Origin of the sequence: Mycolicibacterium frederiksbergense, assembly GCF_012223425.1 — a bacterium.
Classification (GTDB): Bacteria; Actinomycetota; Actinomycetes; order Mycobacteriales; family Mycobacteriaceae; genus Mycobacterium; species Mycobacterium frederiksbergense.
In genome coordinates this window covers 4,599,211-4,612,823 of record NZ_CP038799.1, presented here as the reverse complement: position 1 = coordinate 4,612,823, position 13,613 = coordinate 4,599,211, and the positions used below count along the sequence as shown (strand labels likewise).

The following is a 13,613-nucleotide window of genomic DNA, read 5'->3' as shown; positions in this document are numbered from 1 at the left end:
GGGCCCGGCCCGGTGGGGTTACCGTTGGTGCGTGACGCGGGTATGTGTGGTGGGCAGCGTGAACATGGACCTGGTCTTCGCCGTGCAGGCACTGCCGGCACCCGGCGCAACGGTGCTGGCCTCGTCGATGGTTCGGGCCCCCGGCGGCAAGGGCGGCAACCAGGCGGTGGCCGCGGCCCGCGCCGGCGCCGATGTCGTGCTGGTGGCCGCGGTCGGCCAGGACGACACGGGCGCGGCGCTTCGGGCCCATCTGGAAGCCAACACGGTGGACGTCAGCGGGCTCGTCGCGCTACCGATACCCAGCGGAACGGCCAGCATCGTGGTGGATGCGCACGCCGAGAACGTGATCGTGGTGGCACCGGGGGCCAATCGGCATCTCAGTCTGAGCTCGCCGCATCTGCGCGATCTGGTCGCCGGCTGTGAGGTACTGCTGCTGCAGTTGGAGATCCCCGGCGAGACGGCGCTCGCCGCGGCCCGGATCGCGCGGGACGCCGGGGCGACCGTTGTGCTCAATGCCTCCCCGGTGGGCGCCGATCCGGCCATCCTGGCGCAGCTTGCCGAGGTCACCGATGTCGTCATCGTCAACGAATCCGAGGCACAACGCTGGAATTGGCCGGTGCCACATCTGGTCACCACCCTGGGTGCCCGCGGGGCCACCCACCGCAACGCCGACGACGAGACCGCGGTCGCGGCCCCGGACGTCGAGCCCGTGGACACCACCGGAGCCGGCGATGTATTCGCGGGAGTGCTTGCCGCCGGCTGGGCGGCCGGCCCACCGCACGCGTTGCGGCGCGCCTGTGCGGCGGGCGCGCTGGCCACGCTGATACCGGGCGCCGGCGATTGCGCCCCGGATGACGAGGCCATCGAGGACGCGCTCGGCTGAAACGGCGCTCAACTGGAACATCAACAGTTGCCGTTATAGTCGGCTGCCATGACACCGCGACCGCCCGAGGGCGACTGGCTCGGTACCCCGTTCCTGAAGTTCGAGCGCCACGGCCCGTTCGGGGTGGTGCGCCTGGACCGGCCCGAGGCGCGCAACGCCATGACCCCGGCCATGTATTTCGGCATCCGGTACGCGGTCAGCCTCGTAGACACCGATCCCGCTCTGGCCGGCCTGTTGATCACCGGCACCGGCGACGTCTTCGCCCCCGGCGGTGATCTGGGCGGCGGTGACGGAACCGACGATTGGATGCCGTGGGGCTCGGCACTGTCGATGGACGTGACGCCGTTCGAGACGCTGCGCCAGTCGGTCAAGCCGGTGGTGTCGGCGGTCAACGGTCTCGCCCAGGGCGGGGGTATGCAGATCGCGCTGTGCAGCGATATGGCGGTGGTCAGCGAACGCGCGACCTTCCGGGTGCCCGAACTGTTCCGCGGCATCGCCGACACCTACTACAGCCAGATGCTGGCCCGGCTCATCGGCCCGGTGCGCACCCGCGACCTGATGTTCACCGGCCGGGTCCTCACGGCCGCCGAGGCACTCGACTGGGGCCTGGTGACCAGGGTGGTGGCCCATGACGATCTGCTCGCCGAGGCGAAAGAGGTGCTGGCACAGGTCTGTCGGACCGCGCCGGCCGCCCGGTCGGTGATCAAGTCGAGCCTGGACAACTATCTGGGCCTGTTCGACCGCATCGGGATGAAGGCCAGCTACAGCGGACCCGAGGCCCGCCAGGGCTTCGTGGCGTTCAAGGAGCGCCGCTCGCCGGACTGGGTGCACCCCGACCTGCGTATCGACGGCCGGCTCTAGAACCTGCTCCCCGTCGGTCGAACGTATCAAGATCAGCCGAACGGAGCGACACGTCGATATCGCCGCCTAATATCTGATCTTGAAATGGACGACCACAAGCAGAGGGCGGTTTCGCGGGGGCTTTTCATCGTCACCGCCGTCGTGGCTGCCCTCTATCTCCCACTGGCACTGAACTACACCTGGCCGCTCTTCCACCCCGAGGTGACCAACTGGCAGGACGGGATCAACACGGCCATCAACGGTCGCGGGTACGCCCTGGACGAGGGATCGGTGCAGTCGGTCCGCCACGCCGCCTACGCCGAGCATCGGGTGGTGCTGCTGGTGCACACCACGCTGGGCGCATTGGCCTTGGCACTGGCCTTGTTCCAGTTCTCGGCCCGACTCCGCACACGTCGGCCCGCTGCGCATCGATGGATCGGTCGCGCCTATCTCGCGCTGATGTCGGTCAGCATGCTGACCGCCTTGATATTCCTGTACGCCACCCCTCCGGCTGAGCATTTCATCGGGCCCGCGTTCGAGACTCAGCTGCGGGCACTGGCGATAGCCACCTTCGCCAGCGCGTGGTACGCGGTGTACGCGATCCGCAAGCGCGATGTGATCAGCCACCGGGCGTGGATGACCTACAGCATTGCCTTCATGTTGACCGCCCCCTTGCTGCGGTTCATCTGGATCGGGATTCAGCCATTGATCCCCCAACATGACCTGCTGACCAACATCGGGGTGGCCTCCCTGATTCTTGGTGTCGTCGCGCCGGGCGCCGCGGCAGCGGCGTTCATGGTCTCCCAGCGACCCCCTCCCGACGATGTGACCACACCCGTGCCGGCATGGCGGTACGGCGCAGCGGTGGCGGTGGCGGTGGCGGGCTCGCTCACCTACACCGCCATGACGCTGCGGTTGCCCGAACCGATACCGCACACTCTGGTGGCCTTCCACCTGGTGCCACTCTGGATCGCCATCGCGCTGGCCGCGGTCGGCGTGGCCCGCTCCCGCAAACGGCGTGACACGGCCCGGGAGCGGCAATGGCGATGGCTGCTCTGGGGATTCACCGCAGCCCCGGTGTCGGTGACCCTGTTCTCGCTGATCGTGCCACCCACGTTCACCGCTGCCGACGCGATCATCGCCGGCGGCATGGACGGTGCCGGCATCCCGATCACCATCTGCTTCGGGGTGGTGGTCCACGCCGCCGCCCGCATGCGCACCGATGAGCCCCACCAGCCTCGCCTATCCACAGCCGAAACACCATCAGCCGTATGAGCTTTGGCTAGCTTTCCGGGATATGTCGCTCGATCTCGTCCAGCCAGATCCGGGCGGACATGTCCGAGGGCGCACGCCAGTCACCGCGTGGCGAGAGCGCGCCGCCGGCCGAGACCTTGGGACCATTGGGCAGTGCCGATCGTTTGAACTGGGAGAACGAGTAGTAGCGCTGCGCGAACACCGTCAGCCAGCGCCGGATCTCGGCGAGCGAGTACTGAGGCCGCTTGTCCAGCGGGTACCCCAACGGCCAGTGCCCACGCTCGGCGTCGTGCCAGGCATGCCAGGCCAGGAATGCCACCTTTGACGGGCCGAAACCGTAGCGCAGCACCTGGAACAACGAAAAGTCCTGCAGCACATAGGGGCCCACCTTGGCCTCGCTGCTCTGGACCTCTTCGTCCTCGCCTGCGGGCACCAGCTCGGGGGTGATCTCGGTGTCCAGCACCGACTGCAGCACCTCGTCGACGGCGTCCTCGAACTGACCTGATGAGATGACCCACCGAATCAGGTGCTGTATCAGCGTTTTCGGCACACCACCGTTGACGTTGTAGTGCGACATCTGGTCACCCACACCGTATGTGGACCAGCCCAGCGCCAGCTCGGAGAGGTCCCCGGTACCCAGCACGATCCCGCCGCGCTGGTTGGCCAGCCGGAACAGGTAGTCGGTGCGCAGCCCGGCCTGCACGTTCTCGAAGGTGACGTCGTAAACCTTCTCGCCGCGGCCGAAAGGATGATCCATCTCGGTGAGCATCAGTTGCGCCGTCTCGCGGATGTCGATCTCGGCGAACGTCACGCCCAGCGCCCGGCTCAATGCGATGGCGTTGCCCTTGGTGCGATCACCGGTCGCGAACCCCGGCATGGTGAACGCGAGAATATCGCTACGGGGCCGGCCTTCCCGGTCCATCGCGCGGGCGGCGACGATGAGGGCGTGGGTGGAGTCCAGCCCGCCGGAGACCCCGATGACGACCTTCGGGAAGTTCAATGCCCGCAGCCGCTGCTCCAGTCCGGCGACCTGGATGCTGTAGGCCTCGTAGCAGTCCTGTTGCAGCCGGGTGGCATCCGAGGGCACGAACGGGAATCGCTCGATCTGCCTGCGCAACCCGATGTCGCCGCCCGGCGGATTCAGGGTGAACTCGATGGTGCGGAAGGCATCGCCGGCGACGCGGTAGTGCCGGGCGTTGTCGTCGAAGCTGCCCATCCGCAGCCGCTCGGCACGCAGCAACCCGGTGTCCACATCGGCGACACTGCGTCGCTCCCCCTTCGGAAAGCGCTCGGACTCGGCGAGCAGCACGCCGTTCTCGTAGATCATCGTCTGCCCGTCCCAGGACAGATCGGTGGTCGACTCGCCCTCGCCTGCAGCGGCGTAGACATAGGCAGCCAGGCATCGCGATGATGCCGACCGGGCCAGCAGCTTGCGGTCGTCGGCCCGGCCGATGGTGATCGGACTGCCGGACAGGTTTGCCAGTACCGTGGCGCCGGCCAGCGCCGCCTGCGCGCTGGGCGGCACCGGAACCCACATGTCCTCGCAGATCTCGACGTGCAGCACGAAGTCCGGCAGATCGGTGGCGGCGAACAGCAGGTTGGGCCCGAAGGGCACGTCCACCCCGTTGAGCCGGATCATCCCGTCGATATCGTCACCGGCGGCGAGCTGGCGCTTCTCGTAGAACTCGCGGTAGTTCGGCAGGTAGGACTTGGGAATCACCCCGAGAACCGCGCCACGGTGGATCACCACGGCGGTGTTGTACACCCGGTTGCGGTGCCGCAGCGGCGCGCCGATGACCAGCACGGGCAGCAGGTCTACGGACGCGTCGACCACGGTGGCCAGCGACTCTTCCACCGCGTCGAGCAGGGTGTCCTGGAGCAGGATGTCCTCGATCGAGTATCCGCTCAGCGTCAGTTCCGGGAACACCGCCAGCCCGACGGCCTCGTCGTGGCATTCCCGGGCCAGCCGCAGCACCGATTCGGCGTTGGCAGCGGGAACCGCCAGCGTGGTGTGGTGGGTGCAAGCGGCCACCCGCACGAACCCGTGTCGGTAGGCGGAGTAGAAGTCCACCCGGTCATTCTGGCATCAGACGCAAACACGCCACGTCAGGTCAGGTCAGGCCGAGCGCCGCCACTCCTCGATGACCGAGGCCAGCCCGTCGGCCAGGATCGGCAGCTGCGGCACCAACGTCGCGCAGCTGATGAACTGCAGGGCACGGGCGGCGTCCATGAGACGCTGCACCGCCAAGTCGGTGGGTCGCAGCCCGAGCCGCACGGCGGCCTCGTCGTACTCGGCCACCGCCTCGGGGCCCAGCATTGCCAGATCCCATTCGACGGGCCCCAGAGATACGTCCTCGAAGTCGGAGAACCGGACACCGCTGGTGGTGCGGATGACGTTGTGCGACGGACCATCTCCTTGCACGGCCTGCACGCTGACACCGGGATGCCGCGCGGCGAACGCGGCCGGATCGCTGAGCACCGTGCGCAGCGCGGCGTACTCGGCGCGGGCCCGCTCGATATCGGTGGCGCTCAGCAGGTCGGATTCCTCGAGGGCGGCGAACATGCCGGGCCCCGCCTCGTTGAACGGGGCGAGGAACGGCAGCGGTGCACGGTACCCGGACAGCCCGGCGTGCAGCTCGGCGCTCTTGGCGATGGCCACCCCCGAATACGGCTCGTGATCGGTGGCCACGTCGGCCAACTCCCAGAACGTCATCGGGAATCCGCCCTGACGCACCGGGGTCCGCGGCACCAACGGGCTGGGCGGCACCACCGGCACGCCCTTGGCGTCCAGCCAGGCGACCACGTCCAACTCTCGCTGCTGGCGGGCGTGCTGCAGTTCGGGCGTATATCCCGGCGGCAGCACCACCGGGACCCGGGCCACCACCGGGGTCGGGTCCAGGCGCACCACCACCGAGAACACGTCGTGCAGGACGGTCGTGCACTCGGCCCCCAGTCCGAGCGCACGACCGGCCTCCAGTGCCGCCTCCGCGGCGCGCCGGCGGCGGTCGGCAAGCTGATCGGGTGAGAGCCACACCATGGGGCCACCATGCCATGCGTCGATGGGCTGGACGCGCCTATCCTCGGTGGGGTGGATGCTCCCGAACTGGTCGCGGCTCTGGCCGGACGCCGGGTGGCGGTCCTCACCGGTGCGGGAATGTCGACCGATTCGGGGATTCCCGATTACCGCGGGCCGGATTCCCCGCCGAGCAACCCGATGACGATCGGTCAGTTCCGCTCCGACCCGGTGTTCCGGCAGCGCTACTGGGCGCGCAACCATCTCGGATGGCGCCACATGGACGACACCGCGCCCAATGCCGGGCACCGCGCGCTGGCACGCATGGAGGCTGCCGGGGTGGTGTCGGGGTTGATCACCCAGAATGTCGATCTGCTGCACACGAAGGCCGGCAGCCGGCAAGTGGTCAACCTGCACGGCACCTACGCCCAGGTGGTGTGCCTGAACTGCGGGCTCACCATGTCGCGGGAGGCCCTCGCCGACGAACTGGAAGCACTCAACCCCGGGTTCGCCGAACGCGCAGAGCAGGTCGGCGGCATCGCGGTCGCCCCCGATGCCGATGCCGTGGTGGCCGACACTTCGGACTTCCGGTATCTGGACTGCCCGCGCTGCGCCGGCATGCTCAAGCCCGATATCGTCTACTTCGGCGAGAGCGTGCCCAAGGAGCGTGTGCAGCAAGCATTCTCACTGGTCGAGGCCGCCGACGCCCTGTTGGTCGCGGGTTCCTCGCTGACGGTGTTCTCCGGCTACCGGTTCGTCCGCCACGCCGCGGCCGCGGGCATGCCGATCGCCATCGTCAACCGTGGCCCGACCCGCGGTGACGCGCTGGCCACCGTCAAGGTCGAGGCCGGCTGCTCGGAGCTGCTGACCCTGCTCGCCGGTGAGCTCACCGCACCCGCCGTGCGCTAGAACGTACAGGGCATCGCACGGATCGCGTGGACGAAGTTGCCCTGCAGATAGGCGGGTTCGCCGGCGGCGATATCCGGCAACTGGGTCAGCAGCTCACCGAAGAGCGCCCGAAGCTGCGTCCGGGCGACGTGAGCGCCGAGACAGAAGTGCCGTCCACCGCCACCAAAACCCAGATGCGCGTTCGGTTTCCGGTTGAGGTCGAACCGTTCGGGACGGTCGAACACCTCGGTGTCCCAGTTACCCGATGCGTAGAACATCACCACCTTGTCGCCTGCCGCGATCTGCTGGCCGCCGAGTTCGACGTCGACGGCGGCGGTGCGCCGGAAGGTCATCACCGGGCTGGCCCAGCGCACGAACTCCTCGACCGCGCCGCCGATGCGGTCCTCGAAATCCTCCATCAGCCAGGCCCGCTGGTCACCGAAGTCGGTCAGCGCCTTCAGGGCGTGGCTGCTGGCCTGGCGGGTGGTGTCGTTTCCGGCGACCGCCAGCAGCACGAAGAACGCCGACACCTCGGCATCGGTCAGCCGGTCACCGTCGACCTCGGCGTGCACCAGCGCACTGATCAGATCGGTGCCCGGGTTCTGCCGGCGGTCGGCGGCCAGCGCCTGCGCCACCTGATGTAGATACATCTGGTTGGTCACCAGCACTTCCAGCGGGTTGCGGCCGGCCAGGTAGATCGGGTCGGCCCAGGACACCAACGCGTCGGCGGCGTGAGCCACCTGCTGGCGCTCCGATGCCGGGATACCCACCATGTCCGAGAGCGTGCGGATGGGCAGCTCCTTGGCGCACTGGTCGACGAAGTCGACCCCGCTGCCCGTGTCCTTGAGCTCCTCGACGATCGCGCGGGCATTGGCCTTGACCGAGGTTTCGATCCGGGCCACCTGCCGCGGCGTGAAGGCCGAATGCACGAGCTTGCGGATCAGCGTGTGCCGCGGCGCATCCATGGCCAGGAACGACTGCGATGCCTCCAGCAGCTCCTCGGGCACGGTGTCGAACAGCACGCCCTTCCCGGACAGGAACGTCTCACTGTCGCGACTCACCGCCTGGATGTCGGCATGGCGGGTGACGGCCCAATAGCCGGGATCCTCGGGGTCGGGCATGAGCGTCTCCTCGACGGGCCGATGCCAACTCACCGGGCGTTGGGCCCGCAGTTGGGCGAACGACTTCTCGCGCTCGGCCGCCGTCGTGGACCAGAAGGCCTTCGACGAGATGTCGATGGGGTCGTAGGAGCGTGCACCGGTAGATGTGAGGGGCGACACAGTCATGATGCTGACAATAAGCCTAGACGCAGTGTCTAAGCAAGATGGTCAGCAGCCGGATACGCTGACCGCATGGCATCGGTGACTCGAACGACCCGCAAGCCACAGGTCAGCCGCCAGGAACGCCGCGAACAGATCGAACGCCAACTGCTCGACGCGACCGACCGGCTGATGGCCGACGGCACCAGCTTCACCGAGCTCAGCGTCGACCGGCTCGCCACCGAGGCCGGCATCTCGCGCGCCGGCTTCTACATCTACTTCGAGGACAAGGGCGACCTGCTGCGCCGGCTGGCCCGCCAGGTATTCGGCGATCTGACCACCGATGCCGCCCAGTGGTGGACGGTGGCCGGACGCCGCGACCCCAGCGACATCCACTCGGCCATGGCCCGCATCATCGCCAGCTACCGGCGCCACCAACCCGTGCTCATCGCCCTCAACGAGATGGCCGGTTACGACGCCCAGGTCGGTGAGACGTATCGGGAGCTGCTCACCGGCATCGGCGAGCAGTTCGCCGCCGTCATCGAGGCCGGGCAGGCAGATGGATCCATCCGTACCACCCTGCCCGCTGCCACCACGGCCAGCAGCCTGGTCTGGATGGTGGAACGGGTCTGCCAGCAGAACCTGCCGACGCAGCCGAGCTCCTATGATGACGAACTGGCCGCATCACTAACCCAGATCATCAGGGGCGCACTGTATTTGGAGGGATGAGGCTGGAGAGCTTCAGAACCGCTCCGGATGCCAATACACATCCTCGGGCGCACCGGTCAGCGCATTGTCGACGGCCTGGCGGCCCTGGACGTAGCCGTAGTCCTGGTTCGACGACTCGTATCGCCACCCTCCGAAGCGACCCCGACTGTAGATGCCGTGTGCACGTAGCTGTTCGTCGGCCGCACGCAGCAGTCGATCGCGCCCCAGCGTGGGCACCGGATAGCCGAATTCGAGGGTGTCGGCGAAACGGCTGACCACCCGTGCCGGGTCGGCGCCCAGCAGTTGCAGTGAACGCTGCACACCCTCGACCGCGTCCGGCGCCGATATCGGGTCACCGGTGAAAACCGGTACCTCACAAAGGATGTTCCACCGCCCGGGTCCGGCATTGGCCGGGTCGTAATTGCTCAGCATCGTCGCGCGGTACCAGGGCACGGATTCCGCCGGGCAGTACAGCCACGTCTTGTCCGCCAGCGCCGCCGGTGGCTCCCCGTCGTAGCCCAGACCGACCGCGTGGACCCGGCTGGCGCGCAGGGTCTGCGCCGGCTCGGACCAGCCGATCCAGTTCAGCGCGGTGGTGACCGGGGCGGTGCTGATACAGAACCGGAACCCCACCGTGCTGCCGTCATCGAGGTGCGCCTCCCGGGCAGCGGTATCGATGCCGAGCACCCGGGTGCGCAGCCGAACCGACCCCGGTGTCATCAACCGGTCGTGTACCGCCTGCCACAGCGCGCCGGTGCCCCCGACCGGATACGGGAACGTCGATGCCGGCGGCGGCGGTCCGCCGGCCAATCCGAGCACCGGGACATTGCGCGCGGCGCTTCCGCTGCGCAATGAGGTCCATTCGTGGTCGACGTCCTCCAGCGGCAGCGTCCACATCTTGCGGTTGTAGGGCTCGAAGAACTCGTCGTAGAGGCGGCGACCGAAGTTGTTGCGGTAGTAATCGGCCAGATGGGCGACCGGGGCCTCGGGGTCCAGATCCTGGGGTAGCTCGCTGAGCTGCTGCTGAATGGGCGTGGGCACCAAGCTCTGTGGCCCGTCGCCGGACAGCCATACCCAGCCGTTGCGGGTGACGTGGTTGAGGGCGACTCCGCTGGCCTCGACGGCGCGGTCGAAGTCGGCGAAGTGACTGTGCAGTACATGACCACCCAGATCCCAGGTGAAACCGGCGTCGTCGGTCACCGAGGCGGACATACCGCCCAGCCGTTCCCCGGCATCCACCACGAGGTGATCGATACCGAGTTCGGTGAGGCGGACCGCGGCGCCGATGCCGGTGGTGCCGGCGCCCACTACGAGAAACGTTGGCACAGCTTAGAAGTCGACGACCTGGCGGATCGGTTCGAAACCCTCGGCGAACGGGCGCCTGCACAGGAATCCGTAATGCTCGGCCGAGCTGCGCACCCAGGAAGCGCTGACCTTCTCACTGGCTTCGGCCTGCGAGACGTGGCACATCAGCGCCTCGACCTTTTTGTCGAGGGAATCGGAGATGTCGATGAACGAGGTGGGGTTGAAGCTGACCGCCGACGGACCGCCGTAGGCCATGATGGTCGACACCCAGCGCGCGGCGCCCATGGTGCACCGCGAGACGACCCGATGATCCTGATGGCTGTCATTGGCCATGTGGGTGTAGATGACGGTGGCCGAAACCTGCTCGATCGCGTCTTCGATCAAGTGCACGAGTTCGAACTCCTGCAGCGACACCCGACAATCCAGGAATCCCTCGCCCCACAGCAAGGTGTCCACGCCCAGCACATCGACGGCGGCAAGCTGCTCGGAAACACGCTGGGCCGACCGGCCGGGGCCCTCCTCGCCGCGGGTGACCACCAGCATGGCGACCTTGTCACCGGCCGCGACATGCTTAGCCAAGGCGCCCCCGCAGCCGAGCTCGATATCGTCGGGGTGGGCCCCCACCGCGAGTACCGATCGACGTGTCATGCCCCTACTTCCCCTTTGCTGACACCGAATTGATTCGGAGCATACCGCGTTGTTACGCACGGTGTCGGCATTAGCTCGCAGTGGCGTCATGCAGGGGCGTTGTGATCATGATCAGTGCCAACGCCGGCCGACCGCAAAGGTGCAGGCAACGCCGCATTTGCATCTGACAAATTTGCCAACCGGCATTAGCTGGTTTTCACAGGTACCTGTGAAATGCCGGTACCGGCGGTTTTGCCTCAGGTGGCGACGAGATCGTCCGCGTGCACGGCGGGACGTCGCAGTTCCGGTGGCAGATCGCGGGTGGACCGGCCGATCATGGCGACCAGTTCGGCCGCGTCGTAGGCCACCACGCCCCGGGCGACCGGCTCGCCATCGGGCCCGCGCAGTTCGACGACGTCATCGCCGTGGAATTTGCCGGACACCGCCGTGATCCCGGCGGGCAACAGTGATCGCCTGCCGCTGACGACCGCGCGGACCGCGCCTGCGTCCAACGTCAGGGCGCCACTGGCCTCGGCCGCGTAGCGCACCCAGAACCGCCGCGCCGACATGCGTTCGGGGCGCGGCGCGAAGACCGTGCCCACCGACGCATCGTCGAGAGCGGCCGCGGCATCGGCTGCGGCCGCCAGCAAGACCGGCACCCCGGCGTCCGCCGCGAGCAGGGCCGAGGACAGCTTCGAGGCCATTCCCCCGGTGCCCAGACTGCTCCCCCGCCCGGCGATCACACCGTCGAGATCACCGTCGGCAGCCACCTCCGGGATGAACCGGGCCGGCTTGTCGGCCGTGGCCTTTCGCGGATCGCCGTCGTATAGACCGTCGATATCGGAGAGCAGCACCAGCGCGTCGGCACCGATCAGATGCGCGACCAATGCCGAGAGCCGGTCGTTGTCGCCGAACCGGATCTCGTTGGTGGCCACCGTGTCGTTCTCGTTGACGATCGCGACCGCGTGCAATGCACGCAGCCGGTCCAGGGTGCGCTGAGCGTTGTTGTGCTGCACCCGCATCGCGATGTCATGGGCGGTCAGCAGTACCTGTCCGACGGTCCGCTCATAGCGTGCGAACGCCGCACTCCAGGCATTGACCAGAGCCACCTGCCCGACGCTGGCAGCGGCCTGTTTGGTCGCCAGATCGGTGGGGCGCCTGCTCAATCCGAGCGGTTCGATGCCGGCGGCGATCGCACCCGAGGACACGATCACCACATCCGAGCCGGCCTTCATCCGGCCTTCGATGGCCTCGACCAGTCCGGCCAGCCGGCCCGCGTCGAACACGCCGGAGGGGGTGGTCAGCGCGGTGGTGCCGATCTTGACGACGACGCTGCGCGCCGTGCGGACCGCCTCCCGGTGCAGGCTCACGACTCGTCCACGTCGGGGAGACGACGCTCCCGGCGGGCAACCTTACGTTCGGCCGCACCGATGCGGTCGGTCTGTTCCAGGCGCAGATCGGTTCCGCGACCGGACATCTGGGTGTCGATACCGGCCAGGGTCTGCGGCTCCCAGTCGAAGGTGACGTCAGCGATGGTCACCGCGCACCCAGGCTTGGCGCCCAGCTTGAGCAGGGCGTCCTCGACGCCGAGGCGGGCGAGCCGGTCCCCGAGGTAGCCGACGGCCTCGTCGTTGTCGAACTGAGTCTGGTTGATCCAGCGCTCGGGCCGGGCGCCACGCACCACGAAACCGCCCTGGCCGTCCGGAGTCACGGTGAAACCGGTCTCGTCGACCGCGATCGGGCGGATCACGGGGCGGCGCGGCGCCACTTCGGGCTGGGCCGCACGGTAGGCGGCGACCATGTCCCACAATGCAAAGATCAACGGGCGCAGGCCATCCCGGCTCACCGTTGAGATCTCCAGGACGGGCCAGCCGAACTTCTCGGCGACCTCGTCGCGGACGAACTCGGCAAGTTCGCGGGCGTCGGGAACGTCGATCTTGTTGAGCACCACCGCGCGCGGACGGTCGGCGAGATCCCCGAGCGTCGAGTCACCCTGCAGGGTCGGCTGATAGGCGGCGAGCTCGGCTTCCAGAGCCTCGATATCGGAGATCGGGTCGCGGCCGGGTTCCATGGTGGCGCAGTCCACGACATGGACCAGCACCGCGCAGCGCTCCAGATGCCGCAGGAAATCGAGGCCGAGACCGCGGCCTGCGGAGGCGCCGGGGATCAGGCCGGGCACATCGGCGACGGTGAACGTGTGGTCACCGGCGGACACCACGCCCAGATTGGGCACCAGGGTGGTGAACGGGTAGTCGGCGATCTTGGGCTTGGCCGCCGAGATGGTGGAGACCAGCGAGGACTTGCCGGCCGAGGGGAACCCGACCAGGCCGACATCGGCGACGGTCTTGAGTTCCAGGGTCAGATCACGGGCCTGGCCCTTCTCGCCGAGCAGGGCGAAACCGGGGGCCTTGCGGGAACGGGAGGCCAATGCCGCGTTGCCCAGTCCCCCACGGCCACCGGCAACGGCCTCGAAACGGGTGCCCGCACCCACGAGGTCGGCGATCATCCGGCCGTCCTCATCGAGGATGACGGTGCCGTCGGGAACCCTGACCTCGAGGTCAGCGCCGCTGGCACCTTCACGGTTACTACCGGCGCCGGGTTTACCCGAGGTGGCGACCACGTGTGGATGGAAGTGGAAGTCCAGCAGGGTGTGCACCTGCGGGTCCACCACCAGCACGATGGAACCACCGCGGCCACCATTGCCGCCGTCGGGGCCACCGAGGGGTTTGAACTTCTCGCGGTGCACCGAGGCACAGCCGTTACCGCCGTTGCCGGCCTGCGCATGGATGACCACGCGATCGACGAAACGGGGCATGGGATAAGTCCTTCCGAAAAA

At 68.0% G+C, this 13,613-nt stretch carries 12 protein-coding genes; 5 read left to right on the top strand and 7 right to left on the bottom strand.

The window, feature by feature from the left end:
• The first annotated feature begins 31 nt into the window (after positions 1-31).
• The 3 genes from EXE63_RS25410 to EXE63_RS25400 all read left to right on the top strand — a co-directional run bounded on the left by EXE63_RS25410 (position 32) and on the right by EXE63_RS25400 (position 2,998).
• Positions 32-883, top strand: a complete 852-nt coding sequence (locus EXE63_RS25410; protein ID WP_168144218.1) for a ribokinase — start codon at positions 32-34, stop codon at positions 881-883.
• A 48-nt stretch (positions 884-931) separates the two neighbouring features.
• Positions 932-1,744 (top strand): enoyl-CoA hydratase/isomerase family protein, encoded by an 813-nt coding sequence (locus tag EXE63_RS25405; protein ID WP_168144217.1) that lies wholly within the window; start codon positions 932-934, stop codon positions 1,742-1,744.
• 84 nt (positions 1,745-1,828) lie between these two features.
• Complete coding sequence (locus EXE63_RS25400; protein ID WP_168144216.1) at positions 1,829-2,998, top strand: DUF2306 domain-containing protein; 1,170 nt, start codon at positions 1,829-1,831, stop codon at positions 2,996-2,998.
• 7 nt (positions 2,999-3,005) lie between these two features.
• Here the strand turns inward: EXE63_RS25400 and EXE63_RS25395 are convergent, their stop codons facing one another.
• Positions 3,006-5,048: an NAD(+) synthase gene (locus tag EXE63_RS25395; RefSeq protein ID WP_168144215.1), complete on the bottom strand. Its 2,043-nt coding sequence runs from the start codon at positions 5,046-5,048 to the stop codon at positions 3,006-3,008.
• A 45-nt stretch (positions 5,049-5,093) separates the two neighbouring features.
• Positions 5,094-6,014 carry a phosphotransferase gene (locus tag EXE63_RS25390; RefSeq protein ID WP_168144214.1) on the bottom strand — a complete coding sequence of 307 codons (921 nt, stop codon included), beginning with the start codon at positions 6,012-6,014 and terminating at the stop codon, positions 5,094-5,096.
• A gap of 51 nt (positions 6,015-6,065) precedes the next feature.
• Between EXE63_RS25390 and EXE63_RS25385 the strand changes: the two genes are divergently transcribed.
• Complete coding sequence (locus tag EXE63_RS25385; protein ID WP_168144213.1) at positions 6,066-6,899, top strand: NAD-dependent protein deacetylase; 834 nt, start codon at positions 6,066-6,068, stop codon at positions 6,897-6,899.
• On the opposite strand, the gene EXE63_RS25380 is transcribed toward EXE63_RS25385, so the two are convergent.
• Entirely contained in the window at positions 6,896-8,164 is a 1,269-nt protein-coding gene (locus tag EXE63_RS25380; protein WP_168144212.1) for a cytochrome P450, read from the bottom strand. The two genes, EXE63_RS25385 and EXE63_RS25380, sit on opposite strands and share 4 nt — an antisense overlap.
• A gap of 75 nt (positions 8,165-8,239) precedes the next feature.
• On the opposite strand from EXE63_RS25380, the gene EXE63_RS25375 reads away from it, so the two are divergent.
• A complete protein-coding gene (locus EXE63_RS25375; protein ID WP_168145770.1) occupies positions 8,240-8,866 on the top strand; it encodes a TetR/AcrR family transcriptional regulator in 627 nt (208 codons plus the stop codon).
• 12 nt (positions 8,867-8,878) lie between these two features.
• Here the strand turns inward: EXE63_RS25375 and EXE63_RS25370 are convergent, their stop codons facing one another.
• The 4 genes from EXE63_RS25370 to obgE all read right to left on the bottom strand — a co-directional run bounded on the left by EXE63_RS25370 (position 8,879) and on the right by obgE (position 13,592).
• A complete protein-coding gene (locus EXE63_RS25370; RefSeq protein ID WP_234904263.1) occupies positions 8,879-10,153 on the bottom strand; it encodes a protoporphyrinogen/coproporphyrinogen oxidase in 1,275 nt (424 codons plus the stop codon).
• Positions 10,154-10,174: 21 nt separating this feature from the next.
• On the bottom strand, positions 10,175-10,798 hold the full coding sequence (locus EXE63_RS25365; protein ID WP_168144210.1) for a PIG-L deacetylase family protein: 624 nt from the start codon (positions 10,796-10,798) through the stop codon (positions 10,175-10,177).
• 236 nt (positions 10,799-11,034) lie between these two features.
• Positions 11,035-12,147 (bottom strand): glutamate 5-kinase, encoded by a 1,113-nt coding sequence (proB, locus tag EXE63_RS25360; RefSeq protein ID WP_168144209.1) that lies wholly within the window; start codon positions 12,145-12,147, stop codon positions 11,035-11,037.
• On the bottom strand, positions 12,144-13,592 hold the full coding sequence (gene obgE, locus EXE63_RS25355; RefSeq protein WP_168144208.1) for a GTPase ObgE: 1,449 nt from the start codon (positions 13,590-13,592) through the stop codon (positions 12,144-12,146). The genes proB and obgE overlap by 4 nt, the downstream gene beginning before the upstream one ends.
• Between the last annotated feature and the right edge of the window lie 21 nt (positions 13,593-13,613).